This window comes from Haloferax sp. ATCC BAA-644 (assembly GCF_000336975.1).
Classification (GTDB): Archaea; Halobacteriota; Halobacteria; order Halobacteriales; family Haloferacaceae; genus Haloferax; species Haloferax volcanii.
Genome location: NZ_AOLF01000021.1, coordinates 145,308 through 169,576, shown reverse-complemented (window position 1 = coordinate 169,576; position 24,269 = coordinate 145,308). Strand labels below are relative to the sequence as shown.

The 24,269-nt window shown below is 64.1% G+C and carries 19 protein-coding genes and 1 pseudogene; 9 read left to right on the top strand and 11 right to left on the bottom strand.

The genetic code is table 11. The features are described 5' to 3' along the window. The first annotated feature begins 54 nt into the window (after positions 1-54). Positions 55-1,221: a Cdc6/Cdc18 family protein gene (locus tag C458_RS09505; RefSeq protein ID WP_008575221.1), complete on the top strand. Its 1,167-nt coding sequence runs from the start codon at positions 55-57 to the stop codon at positions 1,219-1,221. A gap of 376 nt (positions 1,222-1,597) precedes the next feature. On the opposite strand, the gene C458_RS09500 is transcribed toward C458_RS09505, so the two are convergent. Further along, on the bottom strand, positions 1,598-2,419 hold the full coding sequence (locus C458_RS09500; protein WP_008575219.1) for a hypothetical protein: 822 nt from the start codon (positions 2,417-2,419) through the stop codon (positions 1,598-1,600). 289 nt (positions 2,420-2,708) lie between these two features. Between C458_RS09500 and C458_RS09495 the strand changes: the two genes are divergently transcribed. Then, complete coding sequence (locus tag C458_RS09495) at positions 2,709-3,578, top strand: class 1 fructose-bisphosphatase (RefSeq protein ID WP_008575217.1); 870 nt, start codon at positions 2,709-2,711, stop codon at positions 3,576-3,578. 621 nt (positions 3,579-4,199) lie between these two features. Here the strand turns inward: C458_RS09495 and C458_RS09490 are convergent. The 3 genes from C458_RS09490 to C458_RS09480 all read right to left on the bottom strand — a co-directional run bounded on the left by C458_RS09490 (position 4,200) and on the right by C458_RS09480 (position 8,298). Next, a complete protein-coding gene (locus C458_RS09490; RefSeq protein ID WP_008575216.1) occupies positions 4,200-5,018 on the bottom strand; it encodes an IclR family transcriptional regulator in 819 nt (272 codons plus the stop codon). Positions 5,019-5,649: 631 nt separating this feature from the next. Beyond that, complete coding sequence (locus C458_RS09485) at positions 5,650-6,906, bottom strand: M20 family metallo-hydrolase (RefSeq protein ID WP_008575215.1); 1,257 nt, start codon at positions 6,904-6,906, stop codon at positions 5,650-5,652. A 129-nt stretch (positions 6,907-7,035) separates the two neighbouring features. Further along, positions 7,036-8,298 carry an amidohydrolase gene (locus tag C458_RS09480; protein WP_008575214.1) on the bottom strand — a complete coding sequence of 421 codons (1,263 nt, stop codon included), beginning with the start codon at positions 8,296-8,298 and terminating at the stop codon, positions 7,036-7,038. A 184-nt stretch (positions 8,299-8,482) separates the two neighbouring features. Here C458_RS09480 and C458_RS09475 point away from each other — a divergent pair, with 184 nt between their 5' ends. From C458_RS09475 to C458_RS09450, 6 genes and pseudogenes are all read left to right on the top strand, one after another. Beyond that, positions 8,483-10,234, top strand: a complete 1,752-nt coding sequence (locus C458_RS09475) for an ABC transporter substrate-binding protein (RefSeq protein ID WP_008575213.1) — start codon at positions 8,483-8,485, stop codon at positions 10,232-10,234. 75 nt (positions 10,235-10,309) lie between these two features. Beyond that, positions 10,310-11,269 carry an ABC transporter permease gene (locus tag C458_RS09470; RefSeq protein WP_008575212.1) on the top strand — a complete coding sequence of 320 codons (960 nt, stop codon included), beginning with the start codon at positions 10,310-10,312 and terminating at the stop codon, positions 11,267-11,269. 1 nt (position 11,270) lies between these two features. Beyond that, a complete protein-coding gene (locus C458_RS09465; RefSeq protein WP_008575211.1) occupies positions 11,271-12,275 on the top strand; it encodes an ABC transporter permease in 1,005 nt (334 codons plus the stop codon). Further along, positions 12,272-13,348 (top strand): ABC transporter ATP-binding protein, encoded by a 1,077-nt coding sequence (locus tag C458_RS09460; RefSeq protein ID WP_008575210.1) that lies wholly within the window; start codon positions 12,272-12,274, stop codon positions 13,346-13,348. The genes C458_RS09465 and C458_RS09460 overlap by 4 nt, the downstream gene beginning before the upstream one ends. Further along, positions 13,345-14,539, top strand: a pseudogene (locus tag C458_RS18880) (ABC transporter ATP-binding protein). The gene C458_RS09460 and the pseudogene C458_RS18880 overlap by 4 nt, the downstream one beginning before the upstream one ends. Beyond that, entirely contained in the window at positions 14,536-14,745 is a 210-nt protein-coding gene (locus tag C458_RS09450; protein ID WP_008575208.1) for a hypothetical protein, read from the top strand. Before C458_RS18880 ends, C458_RS09450 begins: the two are co-directional and overlap by 4 nt. Before the next feature lie 597 nt (positions 14,746-15,342). On the opposite strand, the gene C458_RS09445 is transcribed toward C458_RS09450, so the two are convergent. The 5 genes from C458_RS09445 to C458_RS09425 all read right to left on the bottom strand — a co-directional run bounded on the left by C458_RS09445 (position 15,343) and on the right by C458_RS09425 (position 20,497). Further along, positions 15,343-16,500: a sialidase family protein gene (locus tag C458_RS09445; RefSeq protein WP_008577933.1), complete on the bottom strand. Its 1,158-nt coding sequence runs from the start codon at positions 16,498-16,500 to the stop codon at positions 15,343-15,345. A 62-nt stretch (positions 16,501-16,562) separates the two neighbouring features. Beyond that, positions 16,563-17,396, bottom strand: coding sequence for a hypothetical protein (locus tag C458_RS09440; RefSeq protein ID WP_239638753.1), 834 nt, complete (start codon positions 17,394-17,396; stop codon positions 16,563-16,565). 11 nt (positions 17,397-17,407) lie between these two features. Further along, a complete protein-coding gene (locus C458_RS09435) occupies positions 17,408-18,511 on the bottom strand; it encodes an ABC transporter ATP-binding protein (RefSeq protein ID WP_049896719.1) in 1,104 nt (367 codons plus the stop codon). 124 nt (positions 18,512-18,635) lie between these two features. Then, positions 18,636-19,556, bottom strand: a complete 921-nt coding sequence (locus C458_RS09430) for a carbohydrate ABC transporter permease (protein ID WP_008575200.1) — start codon at positions 19,554-19,556, stop codon at positions 18,636-18,638. Next, a complete protein-coding gene (locus tag C458_RS09425; RefSeq protein WP_008575198.1) occupies positions 19,553-20,497 on the bottom strand; it encodes a carbohydrate ABC transporter permease in 945 nt (314 codons plus the stop codon). The genes C458_RS09430 and C458_RS09425 overlap by 4 nt, the downstream gene beginning before the upstream one ends. 180 nt (positions 20,498-20,677) lie before the next feature. Between C458_RS09425 and C458_RS09420 the strand changes: the two genes are divergently transcribed. Then, a complete protein-coding gene (locus C458_RS09420; RefSeq protein WP_008575196.1) occupies positions 20,678-21,454 on the top strand; it encodes an aldo/keto reductase in 777 nt (258 codons plus the stop codon). A gap of 236 nt (positions 21,455-21,690) precedes the next feature. Here the strand turns inward: C458_RS09420 and C458_RS09415 are convergent, their stop codons facing one another. Next, complete coding sequence (locus C458_RS09415) at positions 21,691-22,626, bottom strand: dihydrodipicolinate synthase family protein (RefSeq protein ID WP_008575193.1); 936 nt, start codon at positions 22,624-22,626, stop codon at positions 21,691-21,693. Positions 22,627-22,759: 133 nt separating this feature from the next. Next, positions 22,760-24,172 (bottom strand): ABC transporter substrate-binding protein, encoded by a 1,413-nt coding sequence (locus tag C458_RS09410; protein WP_239638752.1) that lies wholly within the window; start codon positions 24,170-24,172, stop codon positions 22,760-22,762. Positions 24,173-24,269 lie beyond the last annotated feature (97 nt).

The following is a 24,269-nucleotide window of genomic DNA, read 5'->3' as shown; positions in this document are numbered from 1 at the left end:
AGCCGTAAGCAGTCAGAACTGATATACCTCCCATTTCGGAACTACCACTACGACATGGACATCGAAGCGAGGATCCAACGTCGGCAACGCCGGGACGGTGAGCCTCGCCTCCTCGTCGATTACGACTCGCTCTCGCCGGTCGCGCACACCGACGACCCGGTGAACTGCGGACCGGTGTTAGAGCGACTGCTCGACTACCTCGACCCGGTGTTCGACGGCCATCTCCCGCCGAACGCCTACGTCTACGGACCCAAGGGGTCGGGGAAGTCGGCGGTCGTGACGGCGCTGTTCGACCATCTCGTCCGCGCGTCGAGCGTCAACAACGCCGCCATCCACACGACGACCCGCGTGCAGGCGACGTTCGCGCCGCGGTTCGTCTACGTCGACGCGCGCGAGACGACGAGCGCGTTCGCGTTCTATCACGCCGTGCTCGACGCGCTCGTCGATGAGTCCGTGCCCAAGCAGGGTATCAAGACCGAGGCGCTCCAGTCGCGGCTCAAGGCCGCGCTCGGCGGCCCGAAGACGGGTGCCGTCGTCGCCGTCGACCACCTCGAAGAGCCGGGGACGCTCGACGGCGAGGCGTTCGTCGACCTCTGTGCCGGGCTTCCGAGCAAAGTCAGTTGGCTGGCTATCGGGCGCGCGCCGCCCGACGAGACGGTGCTGACCGACTACACGGCCGGCGCGATTCAGTTCGAACCGTACCAGAGTCAGGTGCTCGTCGACGTGCTGATGACGCGAGTGTCGGCGGCCGGGTCGCGGCGGACGCTCGACCACCGACTCGCTCGCGACATCGCCGAGTGGGCCGACGGCGACGCTCACGACGCGCTCGCGGCGCTGTTCGGCGCGGCCGACGAAGCGGTCCGCAACCGACACCGGAGCATCACGGCCGCCGACGTCGCCGCCGGAATCGCCGCGGTCCCCCGACCCTGCGTCTCGCTCGGCCGCGTGTTCTCGCTCCCGGAGAACCGCCAACAGGTGCTCCACGAACTCCTCACGTTGCGCCCCGACCAACAGCAATCGGTGCAGGCGACGAGCCAGCACATCGCCAAATCGGTCGACCTCTCGGCGACGACGGTCAAACGCATCCTCTACGAACTCGCCGAAGACGGCATCACCCGCCGAGTCACGGCGGAGCGCGTCGACCGGAAAGGGCGGCCGCCGAGCCGACTCGAACCGCAGTTCCCGACGGTCGTGTTCGAACGGCTGTTTGCCGCGCAGTAATCTGCTTCCACGTAGCAACAACTAATTTATTATATTTGATTGCCACGTCTCGATATGGAGTTGACGAGTAACCGACGGTCCACCGCTGTCCCCCTCGCTCTCTGTTGTGGACTCCTCTCGACAACGATTGCTGTGGAAGTCGTTGGCGGCTATCTCTCGTTAGAAGGTCTGCCGATTGTGTCTGCCCCTCTGGGACTGTCAGCAATCGGGACTCTCGTGTCGAAGTGGTTCAGCCGAACCTCCTCGTGGAAATCTGTGCTTCTGTACGGCGCAGTAACGTTTGGTAGTTCGATTCTCCTGTTTCTCTATCTGTTCTCTCTGACAGATGCGTGAGGGACCTTGCGCCGGCGCGGTGCGCCACTAGACGCCGTCAGTTTCAACCGATTCCCAGTCCGCTTCCCAACGCGAGAGCGGCGATGACCGCAAATCCGCCCGAGGCCAGTCCGTACCTCAGGGCCTGCCGACGAAGACTACTGCGGAAGTCATCAAACCCGTGATCAGAAAGCACCAGCGGCGTCTCGTCGCTCCCGTGGAGTACGGGCCTTCCCTGCTCAACCGTGACTTCCCCGCAGACGGCCAACTCCTCGCCGTCGAGGATAGCTCTCGCCTCAAAGTACGTCTCATCGAGGCTCTCGTCGTCGGCGCCCGCGTCCAAGCCATCTACATCGGCAACGGGCGTGACAATCCAGTGGTCCTCTAGGTGGATGTGCTGCGATTTCCAGCTACGCTTCGACAGCCAGGTCGATACCGTCCAATCCGAAGACACCGTTGTGATGTCGGCGCTGCCGTGGGTCTGAGCCAACCAGCCTGTGTCGATACGAACCTCGTGTTGACCGTCGTCGACGGTAAACGTTCCAGACTCGATTCCGGATGCATACGTAATCAGATTCATATCCGCCCCGGGCTCTTCGGCATCAAGGTTGTAGTTATACGACTCGGATTCCTTGAGCCGCCACACGTACGCACCAATCGACGCCCCCTCATCAATCCGAAAAGCGTTGCTTAGTGGGGGTTCGCTCCTGACCTTCACCGTTCCCTCAATCGCGGCTGTCTCGCCACCGACGAGCGTTGATGGACTCTCGGCCTCGGACACCGACATCGAATGCGAGAGCATCCCGGCGGTAATCGCTCGGGAGCCAAACCACAACGAGCTAGCAAGAATAACTACCCCGAAGATAGTTCTAACCGCCTCGACCATATTCGACTGCACCGTTCGGAGAGACCATATATATGGGGACGGGCCCCGATGCAGAAGGCCCGTCTCACCGACACAGTACATCGCGGATTCTACCAGCGCCCGAGTCGAAAACCCGCCGCCAACTCCGTCGTGGGCGCGGTGCAACGCTTACACGCGGGGACAGAACTATACTTCGTCCACGGGACCAGTAGGTAATGACGACCACCCCGACGCCCGTCCGCGCGCCGCCCGTCGGCGTCCCGTCGAACCGCTTCGACGCATCCCCGACTCCGCGGGGTGTATCGAACGCATGATAGACGAATCGAGTCGGGAGGACGACGTGGTCGACGCCGTCGTCGAGACGCTCTGTGCGGCCGCGCCGTCGATTCGGGCGGGGCTGCCCGGCCGGCGCGTCTACGAGGAGGGCACGAACCCGAGCGGCGAGCGCCAACTGGAAGCCGACACCTACGCCGACGAACTGCTGTTGAAGCGCCTCCGACCTCTCGACGGCGTCGGCGAGTACGCCAGCGAGGAGCGCCCCGACGTCATCGACATCGGCGAGGGGGTTTCGGTCGCGCTCGACCCGCTCGACGGGTCGACGAACCTGAAGCCGAACAACGTGATGGGGACGCTGTACAGCATTTACGACGAACCGCTCCCCACGGGCGGCGAGAACCTGCTCGCCGCGGGCTACATCCTCTACGGCCCGGTGACGACGCTCGTGGCCGCCCGCGACGGCGTCGTCAGCGAGTACATCCTCGAATCGGGTATCAAGCGTCCGCTCCGCGAGGAGTTGACGCTGCCCGACGACCCCGCCATCTTCAGCTTCGGCGGCCGCGTCAACCGCTGGTTCGACGAGTTCGAGGCGTTCGCCCGCGAGACCGAACGCACCGAGGGGATGAAGCTCCGCTACGGCGGGTCGATGATCGGCGACGTGAACCAGATTCTCCACTACGGCGGCGTCTTCGCGTACCCCGCACAGACCGACGCGCCGGGCGGCAAACTCCGCCAGCAGTTCGAGGGCTTCCCCATCGGCTACATCATCGAGTGCGCCGGCGGGCAGTCGTCCGACGGCGAACAGTCGCTCCTCTCGGGAACGCCCGAGGGCATTCACGACCGCGTCCCGGTCTACATCGGCAACGACTCGCTCGTCGAGTCGTTGGAAGCGCGGTTGGACTGACGGTCCCGATGTATCGGCGTCGCGGCGAGTCGCGAGTGCTGGCGTGACCTGTTTCTGCGCCTGACACGATGCAGTTCCGAAAACCAGTCGTCGAGCCGGCGGTCCGTCACCCACTGGAGACGCCGAAGAATGAACTCGTCGGGAGCCAAACTAACAGATATAGGATATATATTTTTTCTAGATGAATTAGGACAGCAGAGGCTGAGCCAATATTTGTCATATATCGTTATATTCGAACTAGTATGCTTGCTTTTTAGGAGAAGTTAGAATAAATTCGATATTTGTCCTAAATTACAAAGGGATCTAGACAATAGCTCGTCTCTGTTCATTCGCTGCGCTTGCGATCGAAGCACCCAATAGTCGCGTTTTAGGCGCAGAAATACGACACTACGGATTTCGAGTTCGGCATCGGAGACCCGGCCGAAAATACAGTATTTTGATAGTACTCTCTAAATATACTATTTCGGATATTTTTGATGGCGGAGCGAGCAGCTGTCCGCGGTCTGCGACGGCGTGTCGGTTCCACCAAACCGAGTTGGTCGAGGACGTTGGACGCCAGAGCGCGCGAGAACCCGTGTGACATGACACGCTNTCGATGTCATGGAAGTCGGCCGGTGCGGCTCAGTCGAAGCGCCCGGCGTTCGAACTCCGCGCGGCCATGTTCATGTTCACCTCGATGATGTTGGCCGTGCTCGTGACCATTTCTGGGATGGTGTCGCGGAACTGCTCGCCCTTGATGCGACTCGTCGGCCCGGAGACGCTCAGCGCGCCGAGGACGGTGCCGTTGCGGTCGCGAATCGGCGCGCCGACCGCGCGGAGTCCCTCGATTTCCTCCTCGTCGTTGCAGGCGTACCCTCGATCGCGGATGGCGTCGAGTTCGTCGAACAGCGCGTCGCGGTCGGTGATGGTCGCGTCGGTCTTCGCCGGGAGGCCGTGTTGGTCGACGATTTCCTCGACGCGACTGCGCGGGAGGAACGCGAGGATGGCCTTCCCGGTCGACGACGCGTGGAGATTGTCAGGGCGCTGAATCTTCGAGCGCTGGTACTGACTGCCGACGGCGCGCTCGCCGCGCACCTTGAGCAGACTGATACGCAGGCCGTGCTGCTCGGTCGAGAGGTGGGCGTACTCGCCGGTCTTCTCCGCGAGCGCTTCGACCTCCTCCTTGCCGACCTGGTAGAGTATCTGCTGGTTGCGCACGTACTCGCCCAGAAGTAGGAACTGGAGGCTGAGGTGGTAGCTGTCGCCCTCCTTGGCGACGAGGTTGTTCTTCCGCAGGGTCGCAAGGTGGTTGTACACCGTGGACTTCGAGAGGTCCAGGTAGTCGACTAACTCCGCGACGCGCGCCCCGTTCAACTTCTCGAGCGCCCGGACGACGCTGACCGCCGTGTCCACCGTGCTCAGCGTGCGGGACGGCGCATCGGTGTTGGGGTTCTCGGGCATGCTACCAGAACGTCTATCTGGTGTGATAGCTGTTCCGAATATCTTGCAATCGAACTCGGACGAGGGGAATCGGTGTTGGGACCGGCTATCAGAGCCGCTATCGCTCGATGATTGTCCAGCAAGCGACGCCCCGTGGGACGACCGGAACCCGACTGGCGTGTGAACGAGCGCGCGACCCGAGACAGGCCCGACAGGACCGAGACACACCCGAAGCGACGCCCGTCGCCGGACCCTCATCAACTGTCGGATACGTGGAATCGGCTTCGCACTCGATATCCGACCGCTCGGCGTCGCTGTGTGCGGTCGCGCCGCATACGGCGTAGAGAGCGATTGCATATGGTGACAACACCCGGAGTAGAGCGCGTAGCTGCGTGATTCTCGGGCGTAATCCGATAACTCACGGGACGAGGATTCGACCGACGCGGCACGGAAAACCACGCTTCGCGTTCGAGCGCCCACGCACTGCCGGGATACGAGGTTCCACGCGAAACACGGGGTGATTCGGAGCCGCGTGTCACATATCGAGACAGGCGACGCGGCCGCGACGAAATCGCGGCAGAGGCGCGAACCTGGCCGTGAAACGACTGAAAACAAAGAATTAGTCACACGGGAGCAGGCCGTCGGCCGCGACTCACGCGCCGGCGAGGCGTGCGAGCGTTCCAGCGAGAACCGACGCCGCGGTCGCGCAGTCCGCCCAGTCGGTCCATTCGCGCGGGTTGTGCGAGAGGCCGTCCGCCGACGGCGCGAACAGGAGCACGGCATCGGTGACGCCGGCAACATTTGCAGTATCGTGCATCGCCGCGGAGTGCATCCGTTTCGCGTCGATATCCTCGGTCGCGGCGGCGTCGAGGGCGGCGGCGACGCAGTCGTCGGCCATCCGACTCGGGCGCTGGTCGCGGTAGCGGTCGAAGCTCGTCTCGACCGGGTGGGCGGCTTCGAGTTCGTCGAGCGCGGCCTCGGCCCGCTCGGCGATGGCGTCCATCGCGCGGTAGTCCACGTCGCGGATGTCCATCTGGAGCGTGACCTCGCCGGGGACGATGTTGCGCGCGTTCGGGGCCACGTCGAACTGGCCGACGGTCCCCACGGCGGTCGAACTCTGGTTCTGCGCCACGTCGTCGGCCGCGGCCCGGACGTCGACGACGAACTCGCTGGCGGCGACGAGCGCGTCGCGGCGCTCGTCCATCGGCGTCGCGCCCGCGTGGTCGGCCTCGCCCACGATGTCGGCCGCACAGGTCGTGATGCCGGTGATGGCGTCGACGACGCCGACCCCCGCGCCCGCGGACTCCAGCACCGTCCCCTGTTCGATGTGGAGTTCGGCCCACGCGTCCCACGCCGCGGCGTCGATGGTGTCGGTCCCGCGGAAGCCGATGGCGTCGAGGTGGGCGTCGAGCGTCGTGCCGTCGGCGTCGCGGAGCGCGAGCGCGTCGTCGGCGTCGCGCGCGCCGGTCGCCACCGACGACCCGAGCAGGCCGTGCGAGAAGCGCGCGCCCTCCTCTTCGGTGAACGAGACGACGTCGATTGGGCGGTCGAGGCTCGCGCCGGCGTCTCGTTCTTGGAGCGTCCGCACCGCTTCGAGCGCCGCGTAGACGCCGAGCGGGCCGTCGAAGATGCCCCCCTCCGGGACCGAATCGAGGTGACTGCCGGCGGCGACGGGGGCCGCGTCGGGGTCGGCCCCGTCGGGAACCCACCGCCCCGCGATGGTTCCCACGGCGTCGATGCGGACCGAGAGGTCGGCGTCGCGCAGTCGCTCGACGAGGAACTCGCGGGCGCGGCGGTCTGCGTCGCTCCCGGTCAGGACGGTGCGGCCGCGTCCCGCCGGCGCGTCGATGTCACCGAAACGGGCGTTCGCTTCGATGTCCTCGCGGAGTCGTTGCTGGGAGGCCTGCATGTGCGGCTCAACTCGCGAACAGCGGATAATAGTTGTGCGTGTTCGTGGCAGGTTCTACGGGGAGACCGCGGCGACGGGTGGCGACACCCGCGGCTGGTTGGGGTCGAACAGCCGGGTCGGACCGCCGCGTTAGAGTGCGCGAATCGTCTGACACACCACGTCGACGCCGATGTCGAGGGCGTCTTCGTCGATGTCGAACCGCGAGGTGTGGTGGCCGAACTCGTTGCTCGCGCCGATGCCGACGTAGGTCGCCTTCCCGCCGTGTTCCTGCACGCGCCGGATGAGGTAGGAGGCGTCCTCGCTGCCCCCGATGTCGAGTCGCGGAACCGTCTCGGTCACGCCGTCGAGGTCGGCCGCCGACGCGAGGACGGCCTCTATCATCTCGTCGTCGGCGGTGAACGTCGCCGTCTTCCCGTACAGCCCCGTCTCGACCGACACGTCGTGCATGCCCGCGGCGTGGTCGAGGACGCGCCGGGCCTTGTCGAGCATGTACTCGTTCAGGTCGGCGGTCCCGCCGCGGACCTCGACGCGGAGGCGCGCCTCCTCGGCGATGATGTTCTGCGGGTTGGGCGATTCGAACTTCCCGACGTTGATGCGGGTCGCCCCGTCGGCGTGGCGCGGAATCCCGTAGAGGTTCTGGACCGCCGCGGTCGCCGCGTGGAGCGCGTTGCGCCCCTCGTTGGGCGCGTTGCCCGCGTGGCTCGGTGCGCCCTCGAATGTCACGTCGAGTTTCGCGTTCGAAAGCGGGTTCTCGTAGGCGGCGATGACGGTTCCCGTGGGGTTGCCGAGGCCGAGGTGGAGCGCGAGGAAGTAGTCGATATCCGCGAGCAGGTCGGTCTCGCTCATCGGTTTGCCGCCGCGGCCGCCCTCCTCCGCCGGCTGGAAGAACAGTCGGAGCGTGCCGTCGAACCCGCCGTCGTCGTCGAGAGCGCGGGCGATTCCGAGCCCGATGGCGGTGTGGCCGTCGTGGCCGCACGCGTGCATCTCGTTGGGGTGCGTGCTCGCGAAGCCCAGCTTCGCGGGGCGGTGTTCCTCGTCGCTCGACTCGGTGCGTTCGAGGGCGTCCATGTCGACGCGGACGCCGACGGTCGGCCCGTTTCCGAAGCGCTTCTCGGCGACGAGACCCGTAACACCGCCCATCTGGTCGAGATAGGCTTCGGGTGCGCCTTCCTCGCGTGCGCGTTCGACTGCGGCCGCGACCGCGTCGTCGTCGGGGACGCCCAGTCGCTCGTCTTCGGCGACGGCGTCCGAGCCGAGGTGAAGCGTGAACTCGCGGTCGTCGAGCGCGGCGGCGATGAGGGCGGTCGTGCGGAACTCCTTCCACCCGGACTCGGGGTGAGCGTGAAGGTCCTGTCGTAACTCTCGCAGGGAGAGCGTGCTGGCGTACGCCATGAAGCCGACATTGCAACCACCCCGTTAAACTGTTTGGGAAGCGGTAGCACAACGAACGCGCACGGCTCCATTGCGATATAGTACCAATATTGTGAGAGGTTACCAAAGCTATAAATAACGGTGTTTCATGAGCTAAGGTATCACGCGTACCGCTACAAGGGTGTGTACGTAGCTCCAGAAAACAATGTCAGACGACAACATTACCGAGATAAACATGGACAGACGGCAATTTATTGCGGCCGCGAGCGCGGTCGGCGCGACCGCGTTTGCGGGCTGTACCGGCGGTGACGCCGGTGGTTCCGGCGGTTCCGACGGAACCGAGACGAGCGGCGGGAGCACCGACAGCAGTTCGTCGGGCAACTCGGGAGAGACCGTCCGCGTCAACGTCGCGCTCGCCGCGGAGCCGTGGAACTTCGACCCCGCGCTCTGGACGGACACCGCGACCAGCACCATCGGCGGCCTCATCTACGACGAGGTCATCGAACTGACGCCCGACTCCGAACTCCAGCCCGGACTCGTGACCGAGGTTCCCGACCCCGTCGACGGCGGGACCGCCTTCGAATACACGCTCCGCGAGGGCATCACGTTCCACAACGGCGACGAAGTGACCGTCGAGGACTTCAAGTACTCCGTCGACTGGATTCTCAACCCCGACAACAAGTCGCCGGTCAAGAGCCGCCTCCCGTTCGTCGAGGATACCGAAATCGTCGGTGACCGGACGCTCCGGCTCAACCTCTCTCAGCCGTTCGGGACGCTCAACTGGTGGCTCACGCGCGGCCTGGAGGGTATCGTTCCCGAGGGCTCCCGCGGCGACACCGCAGACGGGAAGGGACCCAGCGGCCTCGCGACCGACCTCACGCAGGACCCCTCCGGCGCGGGCACCGGCGCGTTCAAATTCGTCGAGTGGAAAAGCGGGAGTCACGTCCTCCTCGAAAAGAACGAGGACTACTGGAAGGAGGGTGCGCCCGCCGTCGACGAGTTCAAGTTCGACTTCATCGGCGAGGACTCCACGCGCCTCGCGAACCTCCGCTCGGGCCAGCTCGACCTGACGGACAAGGTCCCCCCGAAGGACTTCGAGAGCCTCAGCGGCCAGCCCGACATCACGACCGAGTCCGTCCCCGGCAACTTCACGCAGGTGCTGTACGTGAATCTGATGGAGTCGGAGGGCAACCCGATGAGCAACCGGCACAACCGCCGCGCGGTGCTGTTCGGCATCGACCGCGAGGAGATTCTCGACGAGGTGTTCTACGGGCAGGGCGCGGTCCAGAAGGGACCGTGGTACCCCGACAGCGACTGGACCTCGCCGAAGCTCAAGGAGATGCAGATGTACGACCCCGAGAAGGCCAAGAAAGAACTCGAACTCGCGGGCAACCCCGACGGCTTCGAGATGGACATCATCGCCACCAAGGGCTCGTGGTTCAAAGACGAGGCCGTCGTCATCCAGAACCAGCTGTCTGAAATCGGCATCGAAGCCAGCGTCACCGCCGTCGACAAGTCCACGCTCCTCAACCAAGTGTACAGCACGGACACGTGGCACGCCGCGATGGAAGACTGGGCGCAGTCGATTCCGGTCGCCACGTCGTGGCTCGACGCCGGCTACGCCGACAACAACCACAACCACAACAACTGGCACCACCCGTCGGACGACCTCGAAGACATCTACGCGCCGAGCGGCCCCGCCGCGCCCGAAGACGCCGACGGCGACTTCTCGAACGGCCACGAGTGGTACGTCTCGAAGCTCCGCGAGGCGCAGGCCTCGACGGACGAACAGGAACAGAAGGAAATCGTCTGGGAACTGGAGGAGTACCTCGTCGAACACGGCATCCAGATCGACATCGCCTACGTGAACAAGCTCGAAGCGTGGCGCAACGCCGTCAACGACTACGACGTGGGCACGTTCCAGGACAACTACCGCTTCGTCTCGAAGGGTGAGTGACGAACAGATGCACACGCGTTCGCGCCAGCCCCGTCGATTTCCAGCGGCGACCCGGGAGGTGACTCAGCCGTGAGCATGTTCCGGTTCGTCCTCAAGCGCCTGCTGTTGAGCCTGCCCGTCCTCCTCGGGGTGAGCGTCGTCGTCTTCGCGCTCGTCCATCTCGCGCCGGGCGGTCCGGTGCGAGTGATGCTCGGCCCGCTCAGCAGCGAGGAGCTCGTCAGGCAGATTCGGCTGGAGATGGGGCTCAACCGCCCGCTGTACGTCCAGTACGGCCTGTGGATGCTCGACGCCATCCAAGGCGACTTCGGCGTGTCGTGGACGGTCCAGCAGGGAACGCCCGTGACCGACATCATCGTCGAGCGCATTCCGCTGACGGTCGAGCTGTCGATTCTCAGCATGATTACGGCGATTCTCATCGCCATCCCGGCGGGCATCATCAGCGCCGTCCGCAAGGACAAGCCCGCGGACCACGCCGCGCGCATCGCCGCGCTGTCGGGCATCTCGATTCCCGATTTCTGGCTGGGCATCATCCTCATCATGATATTCGCGGTGCAGTTTTCGTTCCCGTGGGCGACCGGCGGCTGGACGCCGCCGTGGGTCGACCCGGTGGCGAACCTCCAACAGCTGTTCCTCCCGGTCGTCACGCTCGGGACGGCCTACTCCGCGCTCATCGCCCGGATGATGCGCTCGGAGATGCTGGACACGCTCAGTCAGGATTACGTCAAGACCGCCCGCGCGATGGGCATCGGCGCGCGCGAAATCGTCCTCAAGGACGCCTCGAAGAACGCGCTCATCCCCGTCGTGACGGTCATCGGCGTCGGGCTCGGCCAACTGATGAACGGCGCGATTCTGACCGAGACGGTGTTCAATCTCCCCGGTATCGGGAAGCTCCTGATACTGGCCATCGACCGCCGCGACTACCGCATCATCCAGGCGCTCATCCTGTTCATCGCGAGCGTGTTCGTCTTCGCGAACCTCGCGGTGGACGTGCTGTACGCCTACCTCGACCCCCGCATCAGACACGATGGAAACTAACATGGCAACGACAGACCAGACGGACGAGGCGGTGCCCGCCGCGCAAGCCCCCGGCACGCACCACAGTCAGTTCGAGATGTTCTGGAAGGAGTTCCGCCAGAACACCCTCTCGCTCGTGGGGAGCGCGATTATCCTCACGATGCTCCTGACCGCGCTGTTCGCGCCGTTTCTCGCCCCCCACGACCCGACGACGCAGTTCGAGGCACCGGACGGCGAACACAACCCGATGCCGATGGGCACCGAGATGCTCGTCGAGAACGGCGCCGGCGAGGTCGTCGGCACGACGACGGCCTACCTCGGCACCGACCACCACGGCCGGGACATCCTCTCGCGCATCATCTACGGGTTGCGGACGCTGATGACCGTCTCGCTCGGCGTCGTCGGCTTCGCGATGGCGCTCGGCGTGACCGCCGGCGCAATCGCCGGCTACTACCGCAACACCTGGGTCGACGAGGTCATCATGCGCTTCATGGACATCCTGTTTTCCTTCCCGAGTCTCATCCTCGCCATCGCGGTGCTCGGCGTGCTCGGGGTGGGAAGCACGGAGTACGGCTCCTTTACGCTCCCGAACATCGTGAAGGTCATCGCCGTCATCGGCGTCGTCTACATCCCGAGTTTCGCGCGCGTCATGCGCGGGTCCGTCCTCAAGGAGATGGAAGAAGACTACATCGACGCCGCGAAGTCCCTCGGCGCGAGCGACCGACACATCCTCGTGAAGGACATCGCCGTCAACACCCTGCCGACCGTCGTGGTCCAGGGGACGCTCTACATGGGGACGGCCGTCCTCGCCAGCGCCGCGCTGTCGTTCCTCGGACTGGGCATCCAGCCGCCGAACGCGAGCCTCGGGCTGATGCTGTCGAACGCCCGCGGCTACCTTTACAGCGGCGAGTGGTGGTACTCGGTGTTCCCCGGACTCGTCATCGTCGTCACTATCCTCGGGTTCAACCTACTCGGAGACGGCCTGCGCGACGCGCTCGACCCCCGCAACGACGGAGGCGAGCGATGAGCGCCGACCCGGACGAACAGCCGGTACTCGAAATCCGCGACCTCGTCACGCGGTTCTACACCGACGAGGGGACGGTCGAGGCCGTCGACGGCTCGTCGTTCGACCTCTACGAGGGCGAGACGCTGGGCATCGTCGGTGAGTCGGGCTCCGGCAAGTCCGTGACCGCGCTGTCGATGCTCCAACTCGTGGACAGCCCCGGTCGCATCGAGCGGGGGAGCGTCCGCTACCGCGGCGACGACCTGCTCGAAAAGAGCGAGGTGGAGATGCGGTCGATTCGGGGCAACGACATCGCGATGATGTTCCAAGACCCGATGACGAGCCTCAACCCCGTGTTCACCGTCGGCGACCAGATCAGCCGGGTCATCAAGACCCACCAGGACGTGTCGGACGCGGCGGCCCGCGAGCGGACCATCGAACTCATGGCCGACGTGGGCATCCCCGAACCGACCTCGCGCGTGGACAACTACCCCCACCAGTTCTCCGGCGGGATGCGTCAGCGCGCGCTGCTGGCGATGGCAATCTCCTGCGAGCCGGACGTGCTCATCGCCGACGAACCCACGACGGCGCTCGACGTGACCATCGAGACGCAGATATTCAACGTCCTCGACGAACTCCAGGAGAAGTACGGGATGAGCATCATCCTCATCACGCACGACCTCGGCGTCGTCGCCGGGACCTGCGACCGCGTCGCCGTCGCCTACGGCGGCCGCGTCGTCGAGCGCGCCGGCGTGGACGACCTCTTCGAGAACCCGCGGCACCCCTACACCCGCGGCCTCATGCGGTCGATTCCGCGGCTGACCGACGACACCGACCGGCTGACGCCCGTCGAGGGCGACGTGCCGAACCTCACCGACCTGCCGTCGGGCTGTTCGTTCCACCCGCGGTGTCCCCACGCGACCGCCGAGTGCGAGTCGTACGACCCCGAACTGCGGGAGGTCGAACCCGGCCGGGAGGCGGCGTGTCTCCACGCCCGCGGCTACGACCTCTCGCCGTCGGCCATCGAGACGGAGCGCGCCGAGGCGGACGGCGGCGGCCCCGCGGCCCCCGCGACCGACGGAGGTGAGTTGCGATGAGCGACGACCCGCTGTTGTCCGTCTCGGGGCTCCACAAGCACTTCACCCAGAACGACGGCTTCATCGACCGCCTGCTCGGAGCCGACGAGACGGTGAAAGCCGTCAACGGCGTCTCCTTCGATATCGAGCGCGGCGAGACGCTCGGGCTCGTCGGCGAGTCCGGCTCCGGTAAGTCGACGACCGCGCGGTCGGTCCTCCGGTTGGACGAGCCCACGAAAGGGACGGTCAGCTACGACGGCACCGACCTGACGGCGCTGTCGGACCGGGAGATGACGGAGATGCGAAAGCGCATCCAAATCGTCTTTCAGGACCCCGCGTCGAGCCTCAACCGCCGGAAGACCGTCGGCCAAATCATCAAACAGCCGATGGAGATTCACGGCCTCTACGAGGGCGAACGCGACGCTCGCGTGGACGAACTCATGGAGACGGTCGGCCTGCCGCCGCAGTACTCCAACCGCTACCCCCACGAGTTCTCCGGCGGCCAGCGCCAGCGCGTCGGCATCGCCCGCGCGCTCGCGGTCGACCCGGACTTCATCGTCGCCGACGAACCCGTCTCCGCGCTCGACNGGCCAGCGCCAGCGCGTCGGCATCGCCCGCGCGCTCGCGGTCGACCCGGACTTCATCGTCGCCGACGAACCCGTCTCCGCGCTCGACGTGTCGATTCAGGCGCAGATTCTCAACCTCCTCGACGATTTGCAGGAGGAGTTCGACCTGACGCTTCTGTTCATCGCCCACGACCTCAGCGTGATTCGTCACGTCTGCGACCGCGTCGCCGTGATGTACCTCGGAGAAATCGTCGAACTCGCGGACGCCGACGAGCTGTTTTCGAACCCCCAGCACCCCTACACGCGGGCGCTGTTGGGCGCGATTCCCCAGCCGGTGCCTGAACTCGCCCGGCAACGACAGGTGCTCGAAGGCGAGGTGCCCTCGCCGCTCGACCCGCCGTCGGGCTGTTCGTTCAACCCGCGGTGCCCCGCGGCGACCGAGGAGTGCACGTCGGTCGACCCGACGCTGGACGACGTGGCGGGCGCGACCGGCGGCCACAAGGCCGCCTGCATCCACGTCGACGAGTTCGAGACCGGCGCGGGCGTCCCGAGCGCCGCGCAGGGCGTCGACGAGCGGTTCAGCATCGAGAACTTCGACGCCGAGCCGACGCTCGTCACCGACGGCCGGGGTGACGACGACAGATGAGCGTCGCCGTCAAGCCGATGCTCCGCATCGTCCTGACGTTCGCCATCGTGTGGTTCTACCGCGGGCTGTTGCCGCCGCTGTCGCCCGTGGCGAGTACCGTCGCGTTGGTCGTCCTCGCGGTGCCGACGTGGGTGGTCGTGAGCCGCCTGCTGTTCAACTCCGGCGGGGCGCTGGCGATGGTCGACGACGAGTTCGACCGCACGTAGCGGGGGCTTTCTCGCCTCGGTAGCCGCCGGGGAGCGTCGCGCGCGACCGGGTGGACGGCGTTCACTTCGAGCTTCCACAGGGAGTGTATAGCGAAGTCAGTCTCCCGAGAGCACCAATTAGAATAGTATTAAATACGCAATAATACATCACGGGTGACGCGTCGATGCGAATCATTTAACTAATAATCCTAACCAGTTATCGTATTAAATATACGATTCAGTAGTGTATGTGTTACTATCTAATTAAGAAGTGTAATAAAAGCTATTTTAGACTCAGGATTAATATCTCTCAAATCGGGGAGATTCCCATGTCCCCCATGATATTGTATATTTTATACAATATTTTGTTGTCAGAATCACGTCCTCGATGACATCGTCGCATGCCCACTCGGGGAGACTAACGGTCCCGCGGACTGCGCCGCGGACGACGAGCGAGACACCAGTAGGAGTGCGTCGAAACAGCGACTCCCCTGACGAGACGGTGCCACGGCCATGTAGTAAAAGCGCGGTTAGTTGAAGTAATCCGGTTCTCCCTTGTATTTAACCGTGCCACGGCCATGTAGTAAAAGCGCGGTTACGAGGTTGTTCGCCGGGAAATCACCGCTCGGTGAGTAGTTCTGTCGGGTCGAATCGAGTGGCCGCGATGTGTCGTGGACCCCCCTCGACAGCGACGTCGTCGTCCCGTTTGTTGAAATAGTACGTGGCGAGGATGGTCCCGTCGTCGAGCACGGCCGCCCGCGGGTAGCCGAGGTCGTAGTTCGCGCCGTCGTCGCGGAGAATCCATTCGCGGCTCCACGTGGCGCCGTCGTCGTGACTCACGCGGGCGCGGATGCCGTACGGCGGGTGGCGGTAGCCGTAGATACACACGAGCGACCCGTCGTACTGCAAGAGTTTGCTCGGCGCGCCGAGGTCGTTCACGCGAGAGACGAACGACCAGTTGCGCCCGTCGTCGGTCGACCGATAGATTTCGGTCCACTCGCAGTCGACGGAAATCTTACACCGAACGGCCGCGACGAGCGTCCCGTCGTCGAGCAGCACCGGCGAGGGACACAGCATGCGGTACTTCTCGCTCCCGCCGATCTGCGACAGGAACGTCCAGTTCTGCCCCCCATCGAACGACGCGTACACGATTGGTACGTCGTGGGGGTCGCTTCCCGTCTTCCCCGTCAGCATCAACAGGAGCGTGCCGTCTTCGCGAGTGATGTACGACGGACGGCCCTGTATTCGCTCGAAGTCGAACATCGGAAGGCGCTTCGCGTCGCTCCACGAGTCCCCACCGTCGTCGGACAGTTTCACCCAGGGAACCGCGTCCGAGGCGGCCGAATGCGGCGACGACCAACAGGCCATGAGGGTATCCCGGTTCGAGAAGTCGTGGGGGTCGATGTCCGGAATCTCGTCGTAAAGCACCTGTTCGGAGGTCTCGACGTTATCCGAGATGACGCCGTCGTCCGTCCACGTGTCGCCGCCGTCGGTCGTTCGCATCGCACGGATAGCGCCGTAGGTCTCGATGCGCGCGTGGCTCAGTTGGTTCTGTTTGTTCTCGGTCGGGGAGACGACGCTCCCGTAGCGAACGACCTTGGCGTCGTGGAGGTTCTCGGGCACCGAGTAATCGCAGTCGTGGTTGATGAACGCGACGACCACGCCGTCGTCGGTCTTCCACATCCCGCCGTTGAAGGGCCACGCCGAGAACTCGCCATCACCGTGGTAGACGACGGTGTGTTCGGCACTCTCGACTCTCTTGGGTGAAGCTAGCATGCGTCTGTTTCACAGAGTTGGGGCGGGGATATTAAAGATACCGCAGACGGTGGTAAAACGGGTCACGCGCCGACGACTTCGACGAACGAGGCGTCGCAGTCCGCACATCGCATCGTCGTGACGGTTCGCGTCCGACAGCACGTCGCCTCGGTTCGCTGCCGAAAGTCGGGGTCGCCGCCGCAGGTCGGACAGCGGTCGAGGAACAGTCGAAGTTCGCCGAGGGCGATGCCGCGCGTTCTCGAAGACAGCCCGTGCCAATCCGGGAGCTCGTCCGCCAACGCAACCGCACCGGCCGCGTCGGCGAGGAACGCTTCGCGCGAGGGCCACCGACCGGCGTGCGCCCCGTCGACGGAGACGGCGAAATCGCCGGCCGATTCGTCGACGACGAACTCTGACGGCTCGGCATCGACGAGCGCGGACTCCGAGAGTGCGGCGTCTACGTCGGCACCGATGGCGTCGAGTGCGTCCGTCCACGCACGACGAACGGCGTCCGTCAGACAGAAATCGGCCCCGCCGTCGCACGGCACAAGCACGCCGTGTTCGACGAGGACGTTGTCGCGGTCGCGGTCGCTCACGTCAACTGATTCCGGGTGCGAATCGACGGCCGTCCGTGCCGGCCCGTGTTCGAAATACGCCATCGCCCGCGAGGGGAGGTATCGCTGTGTCAGCGTCGGTGTCCCCGGTATCAGATACCCCCGGAGGCCGATGGCCGCGGCCGACGCCGCGAGTGAGACAGCACCCAAGAGCGGCGACCCCGCCCACGCGACGACTCCGGCGAGGGTAACGGCGAAAACGGCGTTCACGCCGGTACAGGGGAGACACCGATTATCACCCGTGTACGCTGGATTCCTGACGCGGTCGAGCACGGTCGAGCCGCGGTGACGTAGCCAGTGCATCGGTCACCTCGTCATACGTCCGGGCCGCGGGTCACGACGTCGTCGGAGCCGGAATCGAAGAGATGCGTCGCCCGAGTCTCGATAGCGAGGCGAACCACCTCGCCTTTTTCGTAGGAGTTGTCGGCCGGGAGCGTCACCCTGACTTCGCCCTGCGGGCCCTCGATGGTCGCCAGCATCTGCTTCCCGATCCGCTCGATGAGGGTGATTTCGCCTTCGAGATCACCGTCGTTCCGGTCGAGCCTGACGTCTTCGGGCCGGACGCCGACCGTGACTTCGTCGCCGACGCCGACCGCCGTGGAGTCGACCACCTGAAGCTCGACCTCTCGACCGTCGACCGATACGACGACCGTCTCGCCGCTCGCGCGGTCGACGGTGCCGTCGAAGAAGTTCATCGACGGGTTGCCGATGAAGTTCGCCACGAACCGGTTCGCCGGCCGCTGGTAGAGTTCGTCGGGCGTCCCGATCTGCTCGATACCGCCGTCGTTGAACACCGCGATACGGTCGCTCATCGTCATCGCCTCCTCCTGGTCGTGCGTCACGTAGATCGTCGGCTTCTCCACACGGTCGTGGACGCGCTGGATTTCCTTGCGAATCTCGACTTTGAGCTTCGCGTCGAGGTCGCTCAGCGGCTCGTCCATCAGGAACGCCTCCGGTTCGTGGACGATGGTTCGCGCCAAGGCCGCCCGCTGTTGCTGGCCACCGCTGAGTTCGCCGGGGTACTTCTCCAGCAATTCGCGAATCTGCATGATGTCCGCGGCTTCCTCGGCGTTCTCGTATCGCTCTTGCTTCGGAACGTTCCGGACTTTCAGCGGGTAGGAGATGTTCTCTTTTACCTTCATGTGCGGGTAGAGAGCGATGTTCTGGAACATCATCGCTAAGTTCCGCTTGTGAGCCGGCTTCCCCGTCATGTCCTCGCCATCGAATCGGATGCTCCCGCTCGTCGGCGTTTCGAGCCCCGCGATACAGCGGAGCGTCGTCGTCTTCCCGCACCCCGATGGACCGACGAACGTGAAGAAATCGCCTTCGTCGATGCTGAAATCGATGCCATCGACGGCCGTTATCGTGCCGGACGGCGAACTGAACTCTTTTCGCAGGGAGCTGACCTCAATAGTCATGATTGACAACCACATACAGGTTGAGAGACGTTGCCATTATACGTTTCGGTGGGTGCAGATTCTCGGCCTCGAAACGAGATGAGAAGAAATCGGGGTTACGTCGGTGAGGGGGTTCGGCCGAGCGTCACATCTGCCCGCCGACTTCGAACCCTTCGAGGAGGTACTTCTGGAGCGCGAAGACGAAGATGAACGCCGGAATCACCATCATCACGCTCGCGGCCATCACCTCCCCCCAGAGCGTCTGCTTCTGTATCGTGAACATGTGGATGCCGACGGTCAGCGGCCAGTTCTCACTGGTCGGCATGATGATGCGGGGAATCGTGTACGCCCCCCACGCCGTCGCGTACGAGAAAATCGCGACCGCGATGACGCCGGGCTTCGCCATCGGCAGTGCGATCTCGTAGAACGCGCGGAACGGCGACGCGCCGGCCATCTGGGCGGATTCCTCGAGCGAGATGGGGACGTTCTGGAAGAACTTCCACATCAGCCAGATACCGAACGGAAGCGCCGTCGCCGTGACCGCGAGAATGAGACCGAGGTGACTGTTGATGAGGCCGATGCGACTCCAGAAGATGAACATCGGAATCGCGAGGAGAATCTGCGGGAACATGTACCCGAAGAGGATGATTCTCGCGAACGTCTTCTTGTGTGGGATGTCGATGCGCGTGAGCCCGTAGCCGGCCAGCGTCGACATCGACGTCGTGACGCCGACGACGCCGACCGAGAGAATCATGCTGTTCGTGAAGTACGTCGGGAAGTTCGTCCCCTCGAACGTATTGACGAAGTTCTCGGCGGAGAACGTCTGCGGCAACAGCGTCTGCGGAACGTTGTAGATCATGTCGGTCGGCCGCAGCGCCGTGCTGACCATCCAGAAGATGGGGAAGATGACGACGAACAGCAGCAGCACCAACAGGGCGTTCAAAAGCAGGTTCCACCCTCTCGACCGACCTTGGTGCGAGAGGTGCGTCAGCGGGTTCCACGGCTTGTCTACGGTTCGCTGCTTGACGCTCGACCACTTCTGCCCGATGTCGTTGCGGATGCTCATTCTGCACGCACCTCCGCGGACGGTTCGAAGATGCGGAAGTACAACACCGCCGCGACCAACAACACGAGGAACAACACGGTCGAGACGGCCGCCGCGATACCGAGCCGGCTCGTCCCGAAGGCGACGTTGTACGCGTAGATGGGTGCGGTCGTCGTCGCCCCGCGAGGGCCGCCCTGCGTGAGGACCCAGATGTAGTCGAAGGTGTTGAACATCCATACCGCACGCAGCAGCAACACGATGAAGAACACACCCTTCAGGTTCGGGAGGGTGATATCCCGGAAGCGCTGGTACGCCGTCGCGCCGGACATCTTCGCGGCCTCGTAGAAGCTCTCCGGGATGGCCTGCAACCGAGCGAGCACCATCACCGTGACGAAGATGGAGTCCTTCCAACTACTCGTGAGAATCGCCGCGAGCATCGCCGACTCCTGGCTTCCGAAGAACGACACGTAGCCTTGGATGAGGCCGACCTGGACGGCGAGTTGGTTGACGATTCCCCACTGCGAATTCAGCATCCAGAGCGCCATGAAGCCGATGACCGCGTTCGGGATGAGATACGGGAGAATCGCGAACGTCCGCGCGATGTTGACGAACTTGAACGACCGATTGAGTAGCAACGCGAGGGCGGTGCCGAAGACCACCTGAATGACGACCGAACCGCCCGCGTAGACGACCGACCGGCTGAGCGCATCGTAAAACGAATCGCTCGACAGGAGCGTCTCGAAGTTCGCGACGCCGATCCACTGCCACTCGTTCGAGAACGCGTTGATGCTGAAGAAACTCGCGCCGATGACGCCGACAATCGGAACGAGATTCACGAACGTGAAGAGCAACATCGGCGGGAGAATCGTCAGCGCGGCCAGTACCTTCTTCTTCGAGAGGAACTCGAACGCCTCGTCTCGTAGTTGTCGAGCCCGAGAGCCATGCTTGTTGATTGTACTCATGGAACGTGCCGATTCTTCATGAACCAACGGTAAAAATCTTCCCATCACCGTAGTCACCGGAGCGAGTGAAAAAGACGAAAGCGGGCGGAGCGCGACCCGACGAGGACGTATCGGCCCCCATAGATTATTATAGGAGTGTGCGAGAACGTACTGACGACCATGGTATTTGGAGAGCCGAGAGTGGGCTTCGGAACGTGGCAGAACACCGACCCGGACGCCTGTGCGGAGAGCGTCCGAACGGCGCTGGAGATGGGCTACCGCCACATCGACACGGCGCAACTGTACGACAACGAAGCCTACGTGGGCGACGGAATCGAGCGTGCGGACATCGACCGCGAGGAGATAACGCTGGGGACGAAACTCTGGCCGGGCGACCTCGCGTCCGACCGCGTCCCCGAAGCGGTCTCCGAGAGCCTCGACCGCCTCGGCGTGGACTACGTCGACGTCCTCTACGTGCACTGGCCGGCGAAAGACTACGACGCCGCGGACACGTTAGGCGCGTTCGCGGAACTCCGGGACGAGGGCCTGATTCGACACGTCGGCGTGAGTAACTTCACCGCCGACCTGCTCGACGAGGCGCGGGCCGCCTGCGACGTTCCAATCGCCGTCAATCAGGTCGAACTGCATCCGCTGCTCCCGCAACCGGACCTCATCGAGTACTGTCGCGGTCACGATATCGAAGTCGTCGCCTACTCGCCGCTCGCCCGCGGCGAGGTCTTCGAGATTCCGGAGATAACCGACATCGCCCGCGAAAACGGGCTCAGCGAGGCGCAGGTCGCCATCGCGTGGCTGCTCTCGAAAGACGGGGTCCACCCCATCCCGAAGGCGTCGAGCGAAGACCACATCCGTGGAAACCTCGACGCCGCGGCTATCGAACTCGCGTCGGACGAACTCGCACGTATCGACGATATCGACCGCGAGCTACGAATCGCCGACCGAGACTGGGTCGACTGGTAACACCGGCCCGAGAGCGGGCTTTTACGAACCGTCTGGAAGAACCACCAGCGGTGGCACACGAGTGACGGGTGCTGCGGGTTCCGAACCGAACACGCCTCGGGGTCGGTGCCTAGGTGGCACAGAAAAGAAATCGGCAGGGGACGCCGACTGCACGCCGGGTCGTCGCAGACAGGAGCGACACCGGAATCTGCGTCGCGGTTGGACGGCAGACAGATTCGGGGCGGGAGACGACTGCCCTAATCGTCGGCGGCGACCACTTCTCTGGTTCCTCGTTCGCGCATGTGTGCGACGGCCTGCTCGATTGCCGCGCGTTTCTCGTCGCCGTTCGTCACCTCGTCGAACGGGTGGAAGAGATGGCCCGGGTCGCGCCCGAGGACGTCGATGGCCGCTTTTTCGCCAGCGGGGAAGTTCGACTCGTAGTCTTCCATCGCGGCGCGGATGAGCGGCACGATAGAGAGGTGAAGCTCGCGAGCGCGGTCGTAGTCGCCGCGTTGGGTGGCGTCCCAGATTTGGACGGAGATACGCGGGCAGACGCTGCTGATACCCACGATACCGCCGTTGACGCCCAGCGTGTACGTCGGGAACTGCGCGATGCTCATCCCACCGAGCACGAAGCCGTCGTCGCCGATAGCTCGGAGATAGCGCGTCAAGTTACCGAGCGTGCTACTGACCTTGATACCGACGACTTCCGGAATCTCCCGGACGAGGTCGCCGACGAGTTCCGCGTCGAGGTCGAGCAACGACATGACATCGTAAACGACGATTGGGAGCTCCGAGACGTCCGCAATCGCGCGGTAGTAGTCGCGAATCGAGTCGTTGTCAGCCATATGCGAGCCGGCGTACCCCGTCGGAGGCATCACCATGAGGAAGTCAGCGCCGGCATCGCGAGCGAGCCCCGCTTTCGTGGTGGCCTCGCGCGTCTGCCGCGCGATGACTCCCGCGACCACGGGAACCGCGCCGTCGACTTCGTCGACCGCGACCTCGTAGAGGTGCTGGAGCTGGTCGTTGCTCATCCGCATCCCTTCGCCGGTGCTTCCGCCGACGACGACGCCGGAAACGCCGGCGTCGAGATGGTAGCGAATCTCGTCTCTGAACGCGTCGTCTTTCAGTTGGCCGTCAGCGTCGAGCGGGGTGATAAGCGGGGGATTGACGCCGTGAAGTTCGTTGGTCATCTGTTGTTGGAATCGTGTGTGAATCGGTGTGTCGTTTGGAATGTAACGGAGTCCGCTGTCGCGGTTACGGGGCCTTCGACACGTCGAGACGAAGGCCTCCGGTGTCGGTGGCTGTGACGTGAGTCACGCATCGCTACGGCCCTTTCGCCTGGTTCAGCGACTCGCGGGCGCTCTCGGCGACCTGGTCGACCGCCTCACCGGGTGCCGTGTCCTCGCTGATCACGAGCGAGATGGCGGTCGAACCCGGTCGCGTCGTGAAGATCGAATCGACGTAGGGGTTCGGTGGGCTGGTCTCGTGTGCCGGCGGAATCGCGTCGGTGACAGATTTCCACGCCGCGATATCCTCGTCGGTGTAGGAGTCCGGGAGCTTCTCCCGCATGTCAATCTCCTCTTTTTGTTTCGGGTACAGCGGCGCGTTCTGGATGTTGATGTAGCGCTCGTAGTACTCCGGTTGGAAGATGAATCGGTCGAGGAACGTCTTCGCCATGTCCGTGTTCGACCCCTCGAACGAACAGATCGACTTGATGACGCCGAAGAACTCCCCGGGGCCGTCGGGGCCCGGAATCGGCTCGGCGCGGATGTGTTGGTGGAAGTCGCGGTCGCGTTCGATCGACTGAATCTTCGGCCGTGCACCGCCGTACGTCGTGTGCGCCGACGATTCGGTGTGAAGCGCGTTGATTCGCTCCTCACAGCCGATGTCCGAACCGGGACCCGTGTAGGGCTGGAGCTGTTTGCGGAATTCGAGCATCTCGATCCAGCGCTCGCGGTTCTCCCCTTGGTCGATAGAGACCACGACCTCGCCGTCGTCGTTCCGAGTCGCCATGTTCGCGCCGTTACTCCGAAGGAAGCATTGAGCGACGAGTTCGCTACAATAGTGCGTCGACCACGGGAGCAGCGTCGCATCGGTCACCTCGTCAGAGTTGCTGGCTTCCTCCATCCAACTGACCATGTTCTCCCAAGAGTCCGGCTTCGACTCGGCGATGTCCTCTCGGTACCATTGCAGGTAGGGAATCGCGAAGAAGGGAATCGTGTAATGCTCGCCGTCGCGTTTGAGAAACGACCGCTCGTGGGGCGTGCCCAGTCGGTCCGTAACCGTCTCGACCAAGTCGGTCATCGGCGCGAGCGTCCCCTGGTTCTGGAGCTGCGTCGATTGCGTCACCGACGTCGGGAACAGCTCCGGTGGGTTGCCGGACTGAATGAGCTGAATGATTCGCTCTTGGATGCTCTGGCCCTCCGCACCGCATTCGAGGGTGACTGACGCGCCCGTCCGGTTTTCGAACTCCGCGAACGCGTCCTCCCAGACGCGCTTGAACACGTCCGAACACTCGTCGGTGACGACGCGCATCTCGCGCCCGCTGTAATCCGGCCAACCGTTTTCCTGGACCGAACCGGTCGTACTTCCTTCCGTGGGCGTCGACCCCGAACCACCGCCACCGCCGCCGATACACCCCGCAAGCCCGGCGACTGCTGAGCCGCCGACGGCTCTCAGGACGTTTCTGCGTCGAGTGACACTCCTCTCGCTGTCTCGGCATTCGTTCGATGCCATGGAATCTGCTTCATGATTGTAATGTAAATACATTTCTAACCATTGTTGACATTTGTCATACAACGGCCGAACATTCATGAGGGCGGGGCGGAACCGG